Genomic DNA, 16,402 nt, shown 5'->3' on the forward strand with positions numbered 1-16,402 from the left:
TTATGCTTGCTGCAGTAGTTGTGGTTTTTATTGTGGGTTATTGGTTTATGACAGCAGATACCCGAAAAGCGAATGATTCTCTCGCCAGTCTGTTGAAAATAAAGCCGGTTTATATCGATTCCATGCTGCTGGAAATGGGCAAACGTCAAAGCGAGATGTTTATCCGCTCAATCAGCGGCGGCTATGCTGAAGAAATCCGCAAAGCCGCGTATGTCGTTTTTATTTATCAGACATTTATTAAAGACGCTTCAGAAGAAAATATCGTCCGCTGGCGGAACATTTTAGTGCGCGCACATCTGCCGCCACAGTTAAGCAGTGAACACGCAGAGCTGGCGTTGTTCTATTTTGCCGAACTGGATATCGAACCCTTCGAGCTGGCGCAATTTCGCCGCGACTACAATGAAACCTATAATCAGATCCATCTGGTTTAAAACGTAAAAAAGCCACTGAGTTCAGTGGCTTTTTTGCATCACCCGCCTGTGTATGAAGATTATCTGAATACGTTATCCAGATAGCTGGCCAGGATCTGGCGTGAACTGAAACCGTGGCAGATGCCGTAGTAGGTCTCATTGTCACTGGAAACATCCAGCGGGAAATTCTTGTAGGCTTCACTGCTGCGAAACGATGCTGTCGGTTCAGCAAAACGCTCACTGCGCTCTTTCAACGCCGGGTGTATTACCAGGGCAGTCCGGCCAAACCGCGCTTCCCGGTTTACATACACATAATGCTCACCCCGGCGGTAACCGTAGGCTTTATCATCAATAAAATCACGTTCAAACCCTGAGGTTTCTAAAACACGTGCCACTTCATCTGGCCGTAAATACATGGTTGCTCCTCGCTTCTTTAACCGCAAGGCGACCTTACCGCAATAACTCTGCCAGACAATGCGTTTATCCCAAATTTCGGCGAATTTAGGATTTATCCAAACGCCTTAACCCTGAAAAGTAAAGGGGTATTACACAGGCGTTTGCCGCGAAGTGTTTACCCACAGTCTGAGGGTCAGCAGCCAGGCAATTACCACCATAAATGCCGCTGCAAGATAAATAGACGGCGTGCCAAAATGCGAAATAATTAACCCGGCCACCGGCCCGGTAATGCCGAGCCCCAAATCCAGAAAAGCGGAATACAGCCCAAGTGCCGTGCCCTGATTTTGCGGCGGCACTTGTTTTACCGCTTCAACGCCCAGCGCAGGGAAAATGAGCGAGAAGCCGGAACCGGTAAGAAAGGCACCCAGTTGCACCGACAACGGATCCTGTCCCCACCAGATCATCAGTAATCCCGCGACTTCCAATACAAAAGACACCAGTGAGACCCGCAAACCGCCGAACCGGTTAATCATATTGCCGAAAATAAGGCGCGCACCGACAAATCCGAGGCTGAATAATGTGAGCGTAAATGCCGCCCCGCTCCAGCCTTTATCGGCATAGTAAAGGGTAATAAAGGTGGCGATAACGCCGAAACCGATGGTGCCGAATCCCAGCCCGAGGCCATAAAGCCAGATGCGCCCGACAACCGCTTTGAAGGCAATCCGCTTACCGGCGGTGACAGAAATCGCCGCTTTCATGCAGGCCAGTATGGCGGCAAACGCAGCTGCGACAATAATCAGTACCGCCACACCCATCAACCCGTAAGCATGGTTGAGCAGTACGCCGAGAGGTGCACCGACGGCCATCGCACCGTATGTTGCCACACCATTCCAGGAGATCACTCGCGCGGTATGTTTCGCACCCACTGCACCAATTCCCCACAGCGTAGTCCCGGTGCTGCCAAAGCTTTCACCGACGCCCAGGAAGACACGGCCGACACAAAGCATCAGCAGACTCACCAGCGGAAACGCCGAAAACCAAAACGCCATTGCGTAAAAAATGCCGCTGACTCCGCAGCAAATCAGGCCAAAAATGACCACCCGCTTCGGGCCAAGGAGATCGGCGTATCGTCCGGCATGCGGACGACTGATGAGTGTCGAGAAATACTGAACGCTGATCACCAGCCCTGCCAGCACAGAGTTGTATCCCAGCGTGTTATGCACAAATCCCGGCAATACCGCGAGAGGTAAACCAATGGTCAGATAAACAACGAAAGTGAACAGCATGAACGACAAAATGCGTTTGTTGAGCAGCGCGTTAGAACGAAGCGTACTTAAAGACATGGGCGGACCCGAAAAATGAGATCACAAAGAATAGATTAAACAGTATAAACGGGTTTCGCCTTCAAAACGGGCTAAAAATGTTATGGCCTGTAACGCGAATTTCGTTTTGCAGAAGAATCTGAACTGCATCACGCCAGCCCGCACCCCGCCTGTCTTTATGACACAGTGTCATGGACTAAAAAGCGTGGTCATCACAGACCTTTGTCCTTAAAGAACCAGCCGGTACAACATTATGGTCTATGCTTAATTCAGCAGTCACACAAGGAGAGACGGAATGTTTAAGAAAAAAGATAAAATTGAAAAAAATATCGATCAGGACGTAACCCTGCTGGCAGACACGCTGGATGAAGTGCTTCAGTCTGCAGGTGATAAATCCAGGGATGAATTGGATAAAATCCGCAGTAAGGCACAGGGTGTTCTGCGTGAAACCCGTGCTCGTTTCAACAGCGAAAAATTGAGTCAGCAGGCGCGTGATGCAGCGGCTACGGCCAATGATTATGTGAAAGATAATCCGTGGTACGGCGTCGGTGCAGGTGCCGCAATTGGTATTGTTATCGGTGTTCTGCTGGGACGCCGCTAACGTAAAGAGGCAATTTGTGATGTTTCACTCCTGTGTCGGGAATATAGCTTAAAAGCTGAAACATCCGCGTGGCTCCCTCATTGCCGCGCAGTTGCTAAAAAGACGACGGAGCCTTCGGGCTCCGTTTTCTATTTTTGCAACCCGTTAACGTTAAAAATGAATGCGAAAACTCTTTGACTGGCAGGGTTTAAACGTCCCCAGATCACCTTTTTTATGTTGAGAAGAGGCCTGCGTTTCATCCATGCGGACTTCCTGCCATTCGGCCACAGTGACATTAATCTGCAAATTATCCTGCGTGCTTTGCGTTTCCGAGGGGTTATAAACCCGCACAATCAACGCCTCTTCATCTTCGGCTTTTTTCAGGGCGCTTAACACCGTACCTGAAATGCATTTGTGCATCAGGCTGAAACGCGACGGGGTCTTGTTTTTCGTCAGATTCAGCTTCATCGCGTCATACGGCATTTTGTTGTAGGTGCGCACCGGCGTCAGATAATCCCGCGCATGTTGCATAACATTTGCCTGAATAGGATCGCCGCTGAAACCGAACAGGGCGAAACGGTAAACCTGTTTGCCGGGCATCTGGGAATCGGGTGTCGGCATTTTAATGCCGGAAGGACGTCCAGGACGCAGCAACAGATTTTCCTTACCCAAAACACCGACGGCGCGAAATAGCGTCAGGGCGAAGATATTATAGGATTCGCCGACCACCTCAAACTCACGCAACCCTTCGGTAAACAGCGCCAGCCCATGATTGCCGTCCTGTAATGCCGCGAAATTCATTAGCTGCCATACCGGTACCGGCGCTTCTTTCCAGTTTTCTGCTTCCCAGTTATCCATCGCCGCATCATTTACCGGGCGGGTAATACAACCAAACTGATTGTCGGCCACCACTGTCTGGCTGGCAAACGGCGTCGGGATCAGTACCCGCAACCGGTGATCTTCCGCGCGGTTTTCCAGCGCCAGTTCGATCTCAATCCGGCGGCTGTTTTTCGCCAGCGTCACGTTGATTGTTACAGGCATTTCACGGCTCAAAGTTCGCGTGGCGCGATCTGCCAGCGTCCCCGGCAGCGGCATCGTCAGCGAAATGGTCGCCGTGCTTTGCCACGGCTGATGCTGATAACTCACCTCAGCCGTCAGGCTGCCCGAGGTTAGCACCCATTCGTCACGCGCCGGAGAATAGTCATATTCATCGCCATCGTCAGAGCCGTTTTCCAGTTCCAGTACCTGCTGATAACGGTGGGAAGTCTGTTTATCAAGAATATCCAGCGTACCGTTCGGGTTAACCGTCACGCGGTAATAATCGTTTTCCAGCACCTCTTCGCCCTGCGGCGCGGGCTGCAAAATGCCCGGCTGATGCGGCGTAACGTTCAGGGTGACGTAGCCCATCGCGGGCAGCGTGGCGCAAAGCTGGATGTCGTATTCCATAAAGGGTTCGTAATTGCCGTAATGCACAATCTGCCTGTCCACCAGCCCCGGATCGATTTCCCGCGCTTCGCGGATGAAATAAGGCACCGTACTGCCCTGCCCGTCAGTCAGGCTGAAAGAGGACGCCCGTATCCGCACGGTGGTATTGACCGTTTCCTGCCGCGGATGCAGTGAGAAGTTGAACAGCGCCAGCCGGTCAGCGATGTGACCGTCAGGTTGCAAGTTATCGATGATTTTACGCATCGTGAACTGAATGAGGTTTTCGGCCATGTCGTCAGCGAGAATAAAGCGCGACATAATTTCCTGATGAACCTTGTCGCTGCAACAACAGCCGATGCTGTCATGCGCGTGGTTCTTCATAATTTCCTTCCACATTTTTTCGATCAGGCCATGATGGTAATCAAAACCTAAGCGCCAGGCTATGGAACACAAGGGTTCGAGCACATTGACTATTTTGTTTTCAATCGCTGCGTTGGCTTGTTTGATGTCCATACGGGTAGAGGAAATGGTGCGGTGAACGCGCATGTATTTGCCATCGTTAAATTCCCCCCGCAACAACGCCAGTTGCGGTTTGATGACATCGATGCGTTCAAAAATTTCTTCAAAACGGCTGAGCTGGAAACTGCGCTGCGGGTAAACCCGCCGCAGCATCTCCATGATGGTAAAGATATTTTGCTGCAGCGGCATCTGATCATGACCGTTAGGCAGCAGAATATCGCCGGTCAGCGACGCCGCTTCCAGCACCGGCAGATACTTATCCAGCCGTTCGCGCAGCGCCTCTTCATTCTCGGGTAAATATTTGCCGATGGCATAACCCAGCGGCAGCACCTGCACGGTGACTTCGCTGCCGTCGTTACTCTGCCAGCGGAACTCGGTTTTATCCGTGCCGTGGCGTTCCGAGCAGCCGCGCCAGAACATGGCATGTTGCAGGCCAAACCCGTTAAAGATATGCGGAAGTTGGGAGGACATACTGAAGGAATCCGGCAGATAGCCGATTTTCATGGGCTCACCAAACTCGCGGCAATCACGCATGCCGTACAGCAGGTTGCGCAGGATGGACTCACCACTGACCACCATCGTGTCGGTCTGCGTATACCACGGCCCGATAATCAGCTTTCCGGCCCTGGCCAGCGCCTTCACACGGGGACGGTTTTCCGGGCAAACCGCAAAATAATCTTCGAGGATCGCCGTTTGTCCGTCCATGACGTAAAACGGATAGTCAGCGTCATTTTCCAGACGATCGAGGATCTCCGCCATGTTATTGACCAGCAGGATCCGCGAGGCTTCCGTCGTGAAATACCATTCGCGATCCCAGTGCATATGCGGGGTCAGATGAACGCGGGAAACAGTCATAAAATCATTCCTTTCAAGCCCTGCAGGGCACAATGTGAATTAACCCGAAATTAAGAAGAAGGGATGTCGCCGGTGAAATGTCCCTGTCGTACCGCGTAACCCCGCCAGCTCAGCAAAACCACCGTGGAAATCACCGTGCCCGCCAGCGCGGCACCCAGCCAGATAGCTGCCGACAGCCAGCCACCCCATCCGCCATCATGCAGCAGGAACATGGAGAAAATGCCCGCACCTGGCGTGGAAAGGCCGATCCCCGAAGCCCCGACGATCGCGCCAGTCACGACCGATCCCGCCAGGAAGGAGCCGATGACGCGTAGCGGATCTTCAATAGCCATCGGGATCGCGCCCTCGGTGATCCCCGCCAGGCCGAGCAGCCAGGTGGACTTTCCGGTTTCGATTTCAAAAGATTTAAACAGTTGGGGTGCCAGCAGAGTTGACGCGGTCACGGTAAATGCCGAGACCATTTTGGTCGCACCGAAAATAGCGTAAGGGCCGTAAACACCGTTTGCCATCGCGCCCAGACAAAACGCATAAGCCGCTTTGTTGATCGGCCCGCCCAGATCAAAGGAACACATAAAGGCAATCAGCGCGCCGAGTACCATCGCGTTACTGCCGGATAATCCGTTCAGCCATGCGGTCAGACTGGTATTGAGCCACGCCACCGGTTCGCCGATCACAAATAACATGACGCTGCCGGTGACCAGCGTGCCGAGCACCGGATAGAGGTAAAACATCAGGAAGCCGTTGAAGCTGGCGCGCAGGCGGACATGTTTTTTCATCCAGCGCATGACATAACCGGCAATCAGGCCCCCCGCCACACCACCGAGAAACCCTGCGCCGATCATGTTGGCGCACAGTCCGGCGGCAAAGCCCGGCGTCAGCGCCGGTTTGTCTGCCAGCGAATAAGCGGTGTAGGCCGACAGCACCGGTACCATCAGAATGCCCAACATGCCGCCGCCGAGCTGACGGTACATCCACAACCATGACTCTTTCTGCGCGTACAGTTCCTGCCAGCCAAACAGTTGCGCGATCAGCACAGTCACCGCCAGCAACGAGCCACCGGCGACAATCAGCGGCACGGCAAAGGAAATTCCGCTCAGCAAAGCCTGTTTTAAATCTGCTTTTATGCTGGTTTTCTGCGGCTTAACCGGCGCTGAAGCCACGATTTCACCGGGCTGCCGCCGTATCGCCAGCGCCTGTTGCAGCACCGCTTCGGCGTGGCGGATCGGTTCCGCCACCGGCACCTGAACGCAGGGGATCCCGTCAAAACGCTGGCTGTCTTTGATTGCCACTTCAGCGGCAAAAACGCAGGCAACGGCACGATCACATTGCGCGGCAGTGATCGCATTCTCAATGCCGTTAGCGCCCTGCTTTTCCACATCAATGTGGATACCTAATTTTTTCGCCGCTTTTTCCAGATATTCCGCCGCCATATAAGTGTGCGCGATCCCCGCCGGACAGGCAGTGATGCACACTACCCGCGGCGCATCGTCAGGCAAAGCCCTCAGTTTCTGAGTTTCCGGCACAGACTCTTCGCCCAGTAACGCCAGCACCTCCTGCACGTGTCGCGCCACCAGCAGCGCCGCACGGGTTTGATCATCAACCAGCCGCGTGGTCAGTGCCGTCAGCAGTTCCATGTGGGTCGAACCCGCCTCCGCTTCGGGGATCGCCAGCAGGAAGATCATGTTTACCGGCTCCTCGCCATCCACGCCCTGCCACGGCAGCGGATTTTCCAGCGTTGCCAGCGCAAACGCCGCGCGCCGGACACTGGCCGATTTGCCGTGCGGTACCGCCAGTCCTTCGCCCAGCGCAGTCGGGCCTTCGTTTTCACGTTCCGTCACCGCCTGCAAAAAATCCTGTGCGTTATCAAGGATCCCCTGCTGATCGAGTTGCTGAACAAGAAAAGCGATCGCCCGTTCACGGCTGGAAAAATGGCTATTGAGGTGTATCAGTTCGGGAGACGTCAGTAATGTAAGATCCATAAGTTGTCCTGTCTGAATCGATGAAAAACGATATTTGTATTATTTTTGTATTGTATTTGTATTAAACATCAGACCCGCAAGAGATGACTGTGATCCAGATAGAAGATCTTTCGTTGGGTTGTATTGTTTTTGCAGGGTCTGTGAACTGTTACACTCGTCCGAACGTGCCCGACAGGAACCTGAAACGTGAGTAATCAGCCGCTTTACCGCCAGATCGCTTCGCAGATCCGCGATCAGATCCAGCGCGGAGAAATCAAAACAGGCGATGCGCTGCCGACAGAATTGCGTCTGCGCGAGCAGTTTGGCGTCAGTCGTGTGACGGTACGGCAGGCGATCAAGCTGCTGGTCGAACAGGATGTGCTGGAAAGCGTGCAGGGCAGCGGGACTTACGTGAAGGAAGCGAAGGTCAATTACGCTATTTATCAGCTGACCAGCTTTGATGAGAAGTTACAGCCTCTGGACAGACCCTCGCACAGTGAGGTTCTGGCGTTCTCCATCGTGAAACCGCCGATCGGTATCGCCGAAGCGCTGGCACTGGCTGAACAGGCGCGGGTGTATTACATCAAGCGCCTGCGCTATATCGCCAGCAAACCTGTGACGCTGGAAGAAACCTGGATGCCGCTGGACTTGTTCCCTGACCTGACTTACGAGGTGATGCAGGGTTCGAAATATGCCTGGATGGAGCAGACCAAACATCTGGTGATTGACCGCAGCGAGCAGGAAGTTATCCCGCTGATGCCAACCAAAGAGATGGTGTCGCTGCTGGGCGTGGCCGCAGATCAGCCGATTTTACAGAAGATCTCGAAGGGTTTTCTGGCGGATGGCACGGTGTTTGAATTCAGCCGCAATACCTTCCGCACGGATGATTATAAATTCACACTGGTCGCCAGACGGATGCCGCACTGATTAACGGCTGTTTTCAAACACGACAGCCAGCCGTTTCACCAGTCCGTCCGCCTGTTGCTGAGAACTGATATTCACAAACCCCATCAGCAGGCCATTCGGACGTAAAGCCTCCCCCCTCACACGGCGCTCAACCTGCCAGTCAGACAGCGCCTGCACTGCCAGCCCCTGTTCGCGGGCATTTTTCGCGATCAGCGCATCGTCCAGAGCGGCATTGAGTGTGGTGCAAAGTTGGATCCCGCCGATCTGCTGACTGACGCGCAATATCTGCGCCGGAAACGCCGCCGTCAGTGCCTGTTCCAGATAGCCGCGCCGCTCAGCATAAAGCTGGCGCATCCGCTTCAGGTGCCGGTAGAAATGCCCCTGCTCGATAAAATCCGCAATGCTGCTTTGCACCAAAGGCGGCGTGCCGCAAATACGCAGCGGACAATACGCCTCGATTTTTTCCACCAGACTCTCCGGCACCACCATATAGCCGCAGCGCAGCGCCGGAAACATCACTTTGCTGAATGTACCGGCGTAAATCACCCTTCCCTGCGTATCCAGGCTTTTCAACGAAGGCAGCGGCTGGCCGTGATAGCGGAACTCACTGTCGTAATCATCTTCAATAACCCATGCCTGCTGATTTGCCGCCCAGTCCAGCAGCGCCAGACGTCGCGATAAGCTCATGGTCACGCCGGTCGGGCTTTGATGCGCAGGCGTCACCACGGCAAAACGGGCATGGGGGAAATGTTTTACCGCCTGCGGCACGTTCATGCCTTCGTCATCGACATTCACCGCCATCGGGGTGGCACCTGCCGCGCGGAAAAATGCCTGCGTTACCGGATAACCGGGATCTTCCAGCCAGACGCCGTCACCCGGTTGCAGCAGGCTGCCGGTAATCAAGTCCAGTAACGGCGCATAGCCACCGCAGATAAATATCTGTTCCGGACGGCAGGTAAATCCACGGGAGAGTTGCAGATAACGGGCGACGGCGTGGCGTAAAACGTCCGTACCGGTCAGCGGCGGATGGCCTAAATCATTCATGCTGGTATGACGGATTTGCCGCGCGACAATGCGCGACCAGATCGCACGGGGGAACGCATCCAGCGCCGGCAGCCCGAGCTGGAAAGGAAGGAAAGAAACTGAAGGCAGCATCGGATTGATGGGCTTACGTGCAGCGTCTTTCCTGATCACCTTTGGCGCAGGTGCGGATAAGCTCTCCGGCGCGCTGACAACCGTGCCAGCCTGCCCGCGGCTTTGCAGAAAGCCTTCCGCCATCAGCAGGCTATAGGCATTTTCAACCGTGGCCCGCGCCACGCCGAGCTCGCTGGCCAGCGCGCGGACAGATGGCACACGGCTGCCGTGCCTGAGTTGCCCTGCCATGATCGCCTGCTTCACCCGCTGATAAATCTGCCGGTAAAGAGGTTGTTTGTGTCGGGGATCGAGAGGGAAGGCAAGACTGAAGCGGCTCATCATGACCTGCTTAAAGAGACATTTTATGGCCCTGTAGTATAGACCATGTACCGCGTAAAGTAGCGCCTGTTGAGACGCGCTTTGCGTCGCTGTTTAGTCCAGAAATCCCAGAGGAAATCATCATGAATGCACTTCGCCTGCCTTACTATTCCCTGTCTTCTTCCGTGATGGAATCAATGAAAGCGGCGCTCGGCGCACTGGAAAACGGTCCGCTGGATAATGTGATTATCGAGCTGGCTTTTCTGCGTGTGTCACAAATTAATGGCTGCGCGTATTGCCTGGATATGCATTCCAAAGCGTTGCGCAAAATGGATGTCGAACAAACCACACTGGATCAGCTGGCGGGCTGGCAGGTCAGCCATGCATATTCGGAACGTGAACGCGCGGCACTCGCCTGGGCAGAATCACTTACTCTGATTGCCGCCACCGGCGCACCGGATAGCGCCTTTGAACCGCTGAAAGCGCAGTTCAGCGACGTGGAAATCTCGGAACTGACCTTCGCCATCAGCCTGATGAATGCCTTTAACCGCCTCGCCGTCGGTATGCGTCAGTAATTATTCTGTTGTTTTTTTGAACTGAAAAAAGTTTTCTCTCTCCAGCCCGCTCCCTGCGGGCTTTGCCATTTTTGCAACAGGCAAAATTGTAAAATCTACATATTGTGTGGTTGAAAATTTAAATCACCACATCTAGTATTCAAAGCATCGGGACGCCACGATGGCACCGACTATCACGCCTTTCCCCCGGCTGAAGCAGCCGCACAGCGGGAAGGCAAAAATTGTCTCTGATTTTTCACTAAATGGAAATACGAATCATGAGCATTATTATTTACAGTAAACCAGACTGTGTCCAGTGCAACGCGACTTACCGTGCATTAGATAAACAGGGCATCGCTTATCAGGTAGTGGATTTGACTCAGGATGAGCAGGCGCTCGGCCAGGTGCGTGCCATGGGCTATCAGCAGGTACCGGTGATTGTGGCCGGTGACGACCACTGGTCCGGTTTCCGTCCGGATAAAATTTCCGCCCTGCGTCAGCTCCAGAACGCGTTCTGAGGCCCGGCGGATGAATCTGTTGGTCTATTTTTCCAGCAGTTCAGAAAACACCCATCGCTTCGTGGGCAGAACGGGATTACCGGCGATCCGCATCCCGATAGATCGTCAGCCTGAAAAATTGCGGATGGACTTGCCGTATATTTTGGTGGTCCCAAGCTACGGCGGCGGTTCGGCCAAAGGCGCGGTGCCGACACAAGTGATCCGTTTTCTGAACGATGAACATAATCGTTCACTCATCCGCGGCGTGATCGCCGCCGGAAACACCAACTTCGGCGCAGCGTATTGCATTGCCGGCGATATTATTTCCCAGAAGTGTCAGGTCCCTTACCTGTACCGTTTTGAGTTACTGGGAACGCCGGAAGACGTTGCAAAGGTCAGACAGGGAGTAACAGAATTTTGGCAGCGACAGAACTAGCAATTACCGACCCCGGCACCCGCAGCCCGGACTATCACGCGCTTAACGCGATGCTGAATCTGTTCGACGCTAACGGCCAGATCCAGTTTGATAAAGACCGCCTGGCCGCGCGTCAATACTTCCTGCAACACGTCAATCAGAATACGGTTTTCTTCCATAACCTGGCGGAGAAACTACGTTATCTGGTGGAAGAAGGCTATTACGAAGCCGACGTGCTCGGCCAGTATGAATTTGACGACATTAAACGCCTTTTCAAACAGGCTTATGCCAAAAAATTCCGTTTCCAAACCTTTCTGGGTGCCTTCAAGTATTACACCAGTTACACACTGAAAACTTTCGACGGCAAACGCTACCTTGAACGTTATGAAGATCGCGTGTGCATGGTGGCACTGACGCTGGCACGTGGCGACATTCAGCTCGCCAGCCATTTTGTCGATGAGATCATTTCCGGCCGCTTCCAGCCTGCCACGCCGACGTTCCTCAACTGCGGCAAAAAACAGCGCGGCGAGCTGGTTTCCTGCTTCCTGTTGCGCATTGAAGACAACATGGAATCCATCGGACGCTCGGTCAACTCGGCATTGCAACTTTCCAAACGCGGTGGCGGCGTGGCGTTTATGCTGACCAATATCCGCGAAGTCGGCGCGCCGATTAAGCGCATCGAGAACCAGTCTTCCGGCGTCATTCCGATCATGAAGATGCTGGAAGATGCTTTCTCTTATGCCAATCAGCTCGGTGCGCGCCAGGGCGCGGGCGCGGTCTATCTCAACGCTCATCACCCGGATATTCTGCGTTTCCTTGATACCAAACGTGAAAACGCTGACGAAAAAATTCGTATTAAAACGCTGTCGCTGGGTGTGGTTATTCCTGATATCACCTTCGAACTGGCGAAGAATAACGAAGATATGTATCTGTTTTCGCCCTATCACGTCGAGAAAGTGTATGGCGTGCCGATGTCAGAAATCAGTATCAGCGAGAAGTACCGCGAGATGGTGAATGACAAGCGCATTCATAAAAGCAAAATCAATGCGCGTGAATTCTTCCAGGTGCTGGCAGAAATTCAGTTCGAATCGGGTTATCCGTACATGATGTTTGAAGACACGGTTAACCGCGCCAATCCGATCAAAGGCCGCATCAACATGAGCAACCTCTGTTCGGAAATTTTGCAGGTAAATTCGCCGACAATCTACGGCGAAGATCTGTCGTATCAGGAGATTGGTAAAGACATTTCCTGTAACCTCGGTTCGCTGAACATCGCCTCGGCGATGGATTCGCCGGATTTCGGCAATACCGTAGAAATGGCGGTTCGTGCGCTGACGGCGGTGTCTGACATGAGCCATATCCGCTCGGTACCGTCTATCGATCAGGGGAATCAGGATTCGCATGCCATCGGCCTCGGCCAGATGAATTTGCACGGTTATTTGTGCCGTGAGCGTATTTACTACGGCTCGGCAGAAGGTCTGGATTTCACCAACATCTATTTTTGCGCCGTGGCGTTCCACGCAATCCGCGCATCAAACCAGATCGCCATCGAACGCCGGCAGTCGTTTAAAGGCTTCAGCGATTCCACTTACGCCAGCGGCAGTTATTTCGACAAATATGTCGATGAGGCGCAGGCTGAGAAATGGCAGCCGAAAACAGCGCGCGTGCGCGAACTGTTTGCAAACGCCGGAATTGCCATTCCGACGACCGCTGACTGGGCGGCGCTGAAAACCTCCGTCATGCAGCATGGCCTGTATAACCAGAATTTACAGGCAGTGCCGCCAACCGGTTCTATTTCTTACATCAATAATTCGACATCAAGTATTCACCCGATTGTGTCCCGCGTGGAAATCCGCAAAGAGGGCAAAATTGGCCGTGTGTATTATCCGGCAGCGTTTATGACCAATGACAATCTGGATTATTACCAGGATGCGTACGAAATCGGTCCGGAAAAAATTATTGATACCTACGCCGAGGCCACGCAGCACGTCGATCAGGGGCTGTCGCTGACACTGTTCTTCCGCGATACCGCCACCACACGCGACATCAACAAAGCGCAGATTTATGCCTGGCGTAAAGGCATCAAAACCATTTATTACATCCGTCTGCGCCAGATGGCGCTGGAAGGCACCGAAGTTCAGGGCTGTGTTTCCTGCACGCTGTAACCGATTGAAAGGATTTAAAAATGAGCGCAGTAAAACAATTGTTAGTGCCACAACCGGTCAGCAAAGCCATCAACTGGAACAAAATCCAGGATGATAAAGATCTGGAAGTATGGAACCGCCTGACGTCGAACTTCTGGTTGCCGGAAAAGGTGCCGTTGTCGAATGATATTCCCTCCTGGGCGACGCTCAGCGCACAAGAGAAACAGCTGACGATCCGCGTATTTACTGGCCTGACGCTGCTGGATACGGTCCAGAACGTGGCTGGCGCACCCACGCTGATGAAGGATGCGGTGACGCCACACGAAGAAGCGGTTTACTCGAATATCTGCTTTATGGAAGCAGTGCATGCGCGTTCTTACAGTTCGATTTTTTCGACGCTGTGCGCCACCGTTGACGTGGATGAAGCCTACCGCTGGAGTGAGGAAAACGTCGCGCTGCAAAACAAGGCTGCAATCATTTTGTCGTATTACGACGGTGAAGATCCGCTGATGAAGAAAGTTGCCAGCGTGTTCCTTGAATCCTTTCTGTTCTATTCCGGTTTCTATCTGCCAATGTACTGGTCAAGCCGCGCCAAGCTGACCAATACCGCCGATCTGATCCGTCTTATCATTCGTGATGAAGCGGTTCACGGTTACTATATCGGTTATAAGTTCCAGAAAGCCCTGGCGCTGGAAAGCGCAGAACGGCAACGTCAGATTAAGGAGCAGACTTTCGATCTGATTCAGGATTTGTATGACAACGAGATCCGCTACACCGAAGAACTTTACGACGGCGTAGGCTGGAGCGAAGACGTGAAGAAATTTCTGCACTACAACGCCAACAAAGCGCTGATGAATCTCGGCTACGAAGCCCTGTTCCCTGCCAGCATGGCCGACGTCAATCCGGCGATCCTCTCCGCCTTATCGCCAAACGCCGACGAAAACCATGACTTCTTCTCAGGCTCCGGATCGTCGTATGTGATCGGCAAAGCCGTCAACACCGAAGACGAGGACTGGGATTTCTGATTCTCCTCGAGATGAGCAAGGTTTGCTTGTGCTCCTTCCCCTCTCACGAGGGGAAGGTCGGGATGGGGTGTGGGTCAGCGACTCAGTGGCCATTGGCCCTCCCCTTCGCAGGGGAGGGCGCTAAAACCCACTTTCTGATGTTGCCGTTATTTTTCCCCGCGCTAGTATAGAAACAGTGTTTCAAAACCCTACGCGATCAGAAAAAGGAAACATCATGACGCCTTATACGGCTTCCCCTTCCCGCTATGAAACCATGCAATTCCGTCGCTGCGGCCAGAGCGGTTTAAAACTCCCCGCTCTTTCTCTTGGCCTGTGGCACAGCTTTGGCCATGTCAGCCCGCTGGAATCCCAGCGGGCCTTGCTGCAAAAAGCCTTCGATTTAGGCATTACCCATTTTGATCTGGCGAATAACTACGGCCCGCCACCGGGCTCGGCGGAAGAAAATTTTGGCCGCTTGCTGAAACAGGATTTCGCGCCATATCGCGATGAACTGATCATCTCCACCAAAGCAGGTTACGACATGTGGCCGGGGCCGTACGGTTCCGGCGGCTCGCGCAAATATCTGCTCGCCAGTCTGGATCAGAGCCTGCAACGTATGGGGCTGGATTACGTTGATATCTTCTATTCGCACCGTGTGGATGAAGCAACACCGATGGAAGAAACTGCCGCGGCGCTGGCTTATGCGGTGCAAAGCGGCAAGGCGCTGTACGTCGGAATTTCTTCATATTCGCCGGAACGTACGCAGAAAATGGCGGAACTGTTACGCGAGCTGAAAGTGCCGCTGCCTATCCATCAGCCGTCCTACAATCTGCTAAACCGCTGGGTAGACAAGAGCGGGTTACTGAATACGCTGGAGCAAAATGGCACAGGCTGTATCGCGTTTACCCCGCTGGCGCAGGGGCTGCTGACCGGTAAATATCTTCAGGGTATTCCGGACGGTTCACGCATGCAGGTGGAAGGCAATAAAGTACGCGGTCTGAATGCCAATATGCTGTCAGAAGAGAACCTGAACAGTCTGCGGTTGCTCAATGACATGGCGCAACAGCGCGGACAGACCATGGCACAAATGGCGCTGAGCTGGCTGCTGAAAGATGATCGGGTAACGTCGGTGCTGATTGGTGCCAGCCGCCCGGAGCAACTGGATGAAAATGTGCAAGCGCTGAACAATCTGCGCTTCACCGCTCAAGAACTGGCGACGATCGATAAGCATGTGGCGGATGGTGAGCTGAATCTTTGGCAGGCTTCGTCAGATAAGTAGTGTTATAAAGATCAGCATTCTGAATTAACACTAAAATTAAAGTGTTAATTCAGATGCCGGGGGGTTTTAAATGAATACGGGTTAACGAATAACAATGAGATTATTTTTTGGCTTCCGGTGTTTTAACCGTCGGCTGCGGTGCCACTTTCGGCATCAGTTTAGGCATTTCGGCAAAAGTCACTTTTTCATTTTTCAACTGAGCCGCTAACTCTTTACTGATATCCAGATCTTTCGAATAACTTACCGTCGTTTGGACAGGGAAGATAACATCGATCTTATGGGCAACACGGTATTGTTCAGCCGACTTTTTAACCTGATCTGCAACAACCTGACGCGCCGCTTGCAGCTGTACCTGCCATTGGGCATCCAGAGCTTTAGCATCAGCCTGACGAACCTGGGCTGCTTTTTCCGGTGTCATGGTTTTATAAAGTTCTTCCGCTTGTTTAGCCGTGCCCTGAAGGCTCTTGTAAACCGCTTCGAGATGGGTTTTTTGTTGGGTAGCAAGACCAGATTCATCGACCACTTGTTGAATGTTTACGAATTTCACTTCCTTTTCCCCACCAGTTTGTGAATCACACCCGGAAAGCAAGCTTCCTGCAAGAATGGCTAAAGCAAGCGCTTTGCTGAAACGACGATTAATGACTGAATTCATAAAAATCCTAATTTGAATTGCTATATTAAATAAG

15 protein-coding genes are annotated in these 16,402 nt (G+C 53.0%); 9 read left to right on the forward strand and 6 right to left on the reverse strand.

Annotated features, from left to right (window positions below):
- Positions 1 to 2: 2 nt before the first annotated feature.
- On the forward strand, positions 3 to 431 hold the full coding sequence (locus J1785_RS12680; protein ID WP_217219512.1) for a DUF1198 domain-containing protein: 429 nt from the start codon (positions 3 to 5) through the stop codon (positions 429 to 431).
- Between the two features lie 59 nt (positions 432 to 490).
- On the opposite strand, the gene J1785_RS12685 is transcribed toward J1785_RS12680, so the two are convergent.
- Both J1785_RS12685 and J1785_RS12690 read right to left on the reverse strand, forming a co-directional pair.
- Entirely contained in the window at positions 491 to 826 is a 336-nt protein-coding gene (locus tag J1785_RS12685; RefSeq protein WP_013574102.1) for a DUF2002 family protein, read from the reverse strand.
- Between the two features lie 129 nt (positions 827 to 955).
- Positions 956 to 2,149 (reverse strand): MFS transporter, encoded by a 1,194-nt coding sequence (locus J1785_RS12690; RefSeq protein ID WP_129954892.1) that lies wholly within the window; start codon positions 2,147 to 2,149, stop codon positions 956 to 958.
- A gap of 274 nt (positions 2,150 to 2,423) precedes the next feature.
- On the opposite strand from J1785_RS12690, the gene J1785_RS12695 reads away from it, so the two are divergent.
- Positions 2,424 to 2,729, forward strand: coding sequence for an ElaB/YgaM/YqjD family protein (locus J1785_RS12695; protein WP_129954891.1), 306 nt, complete (start codon positions 2,424 to 2,426; stop codon positions 2,727 to 2,729).
- A 150-nt stretch (positions 2,730 to 2,879) separates the two neighbouring features.
- Here J1785_RS12695 and mngB read toward each other — a convergent pair whose 3' ends face one another.
- Together mngB and mngA are read right to left on the reverse strand one after the other, a co-directional pair.
- Entirely contained in the window at positions 2,880 to 5,507 is a 2,628-nt protein-coding gene (gene mngB, locus J1785_RS12700; protein WP_217219513.1) for a mannosylglycerate hydrolase, read from the reverse strand.
- A 50-nt stretch (positions 5,508 to 5,557) separates the two neighbouring features.
- Complete coding sequence (mngA, locus tag J1785_RS12705) at positions 5,558 to 7,486, reverse strand: PTS 2-O-a-mannosyl-D-glycerate transporter subunit IIABC (RefSeq protein WP_129992021.1); 1,929 nt, start codon at positions 7,484 to 7,486, stop codon at positions 5,558 to 5,560.
- A gap of 186 nt (positions 7,487 to 7,672) precedes the next feature.
- On the opposite strand from mngA, the gene J1785_RS12710 reads away from it, so the two are divergent.
- A complete protein-coding gene (locus J1785_RS12710; protein WP_129954888.1) occupies positions 7,673 to 8,392 on the forward strand; it encodes a GntR family transcriptional regulator in 720 nt (239 codons plus the stop codon).
- Here J1785_RS12710 and pdxR read toward each other — a convergent pair whose 3' ends face one another.
- Positions 8,393 to 9,844: a MocR-like pyridoxine biosynthesis transcription factor PdxR gene (gene pdxR / locus J1785_RS12715; RefSeq protein ID WP_217219518.1), complete on the reverse strand. Its 1,452-nt coding sequence runs from the start codon at positions 9,842 to 9,844 to the stop codon at positions 8,393 to 8,395. It abuts the gene before it with no gap.
- Positions 9,845 to 9,966: 122 nt separating this feature from the next.
- On the opposite strand from pdxR, the gene J1785_RS12720 reads away from it, so the two are divergent.
- The 6 genes from J1785_RS12720 to mgrA all read left to right on the forward strand — a co-directional run bounded on the left by J1785_RS12720 (position 9,967) and on the right by mgrA (position 15,716).
- The gene (locus J1785_RS12720) at positions 9,967 to 10,398 is read left to right on the forward strand and encodes a carboxymuconolactone decarboxylase family protein (protein WP_129954887.1); all 432 of its coding nucleotides are present in this window, start codon (positions 9,967 to 9,969) and stop codon (positions 10,396 to 10,398) included.
- A gap of 257 nt (positions 10,399 to 10,655) precedes the next feature.
- Positions 10,656 to 10,895 carry a glutaredoxin-like protein NrdH gene (nrdH, locus tag J1785_RS12725; protein ID WP_095923387.1) on the forward strand — a complete coding sequence of 80 codons (240 nt, stop codon included), beginning with the start codon at positions 10,656 to 10,658 and terminating at the stop codon, positions 10,893 to 10,895.
- 10 nt (positions 10,896 to 10,905) lie between these two features.
- Complete coding sequence (nrdI, locus tag J1785_RS12730) at positions 10,906 to 11,310, forward strand: class Ib ribonucleoside-diphosphate reductase assembly flavoprotein NrdI (protein WP_217219514.1); 405 nt, start codon at positions 10,906 to 10,908, stop codon at positions 11,308 to 11,310.
- Positions 11,292 to 13,454, forward strand: coding sequence for a class 1b ribonucleoside-diphosphate reductase subunit alpha (gene nrdE / locus J1785_RS12735; protein ID WP_217219515.1), 2,163 nt, complete (start codon positions 11,292 to 11,294; stop codon positions 13,452 to 13,454). The genes nrdI and nrdE overlap by 19 nt, the downstream gene beginning before the upstream one ends.
- Positions 13,455 to 13,474: 20 nt before the next feature.
- Positions 13,475 to 14,458 (forward strand): class 1b ribonucleoside-diphosphate reductase subunit beta, encoded by a 984-nt coding sequence (gene nrdF / locus J1785_RS12740; protein ID WP_217137546.1) that lies wholly within the window; start codon positions 13,475 to 13,477, stop codon positions 14,456 to 14,458.
- A 214-nt stretch (positions 14,459 to 14,672) separates the two neighbouring features.
- Positions 14,673 to 15,716 (forward strand): L-glyceraldehyde 3-phosphate reductase, encoded by a 1,044-nt coding sequence (gene mgrA / locus J1785_RS12745; protein ID WP_217219516.1) that lies wholly within the window; start codon positions 14,673 to 14,675, stop codon positions 15,714 to 15,716.
- Positions 15,717 to 15,816: 100 nt separating this feature from the next.
- On the opposite strand, the gene J1785_RS12750 is transcribed toward mgrA, so the two are convergent.
- Positions 15,817 to 16,402 (reverse strand): OmpH family outer membrane protein (locus J1785_RS12750; protein ID WP_217219517.1); only part of this gene is annotated, 586 nt, incomplete at its 5' end.

This window comes from Rahnella perminowiae (assembly GCF_019049755.1).
In the GTDB taxonomy this organism is placed as follows: domain Bacteria; phylum Pseudomonadota; class Gammaproteobacteria; order Enterobacterales; family Enterobacteriaceae; genus Rahnella; species Rahnella perminowiae.

Bases quoted from the DNA above. Each gene is read 5' to 3' on its own strand.
- J1785_RS12680 (WP_217219512.1), top strand. From the start codon at position 3: ATGCTTGCTGCAGTAGTTGTGGTTTTTATTGTGGGTTATTGGTTTATG.
- J1785_RS12685 (WP_013574102.1), bottom strand. From the start codon at position 826: ATGTATTTACGGCCAGATGAAGTGGCACGTGTTTTAGAAACCTCAGGG.
- J1785_RS12690 (WP_129954892.1), bottom strand. From the start codon at position 2,149: ATGTCTTTAAGTACGCTTCGTTCTAACGCGCTGCTCAACAAACGCATT.
- J1785_RS12695 (WP_129954891.1), top strand. From the start codon at position 2,424: ATGTTTAAGAAAAAAGATAAAATTGAAAAAAATATCGATCAGGACGTA.
- mngB (WP_217219513.1), bottom strand. From the start codon at position 5,507: ATGACTGTTTCCCGCGTTCATCTGACCCCGCATATGCACTGGGATCGC.
- mngA (WP_129992021.1), bottom strand. From the start codon at position 7,486: ATGGATCTTACATTACTGACGTCTCCCGAACTGATACACCTCAATAGC.
- pdxR (WP_217219518.1), bottom strand. From the start codon at position 9,844: ATGAGCCGCTTCAGTCTTGCCTTCCCTCTCGATCCCCGACACAAACAA.
- J1785_RS12720 (WP_129954887.1), top strand. From the start codon at position 9,967: ATGAATGCACTTCGCCTGCCTTACTATTCCCTGTCTTCTTCCGTGATG.
- nrdH (WP_095923387.1), top strand. From the start codon at position 10,656: ATGAGCATTATTATTTACAGTAAACCAGACTGTGTCCAGTGCAACGCG.
- nrdI (WP_217219514.1), top strand. From the start codon at position 10,906: ATGAATCTGTTGGTCTATTTTTCCAGCAGTTCAGAAAACACCCATCGC.
- nrdF (WP_217137546.1), top strand. From the start codon at position 13,475: ATGAGCGCAGTAAAACAATTGTTAGTGCCACAACCGGTCAGCAAAGCC.
- mgrA (WP_217219516.1), top strand. From the start codon at position 14,673: ATGACGCCTTATACGGCTTCCCCTTCCCGCTATGAAACCATGCAATTC.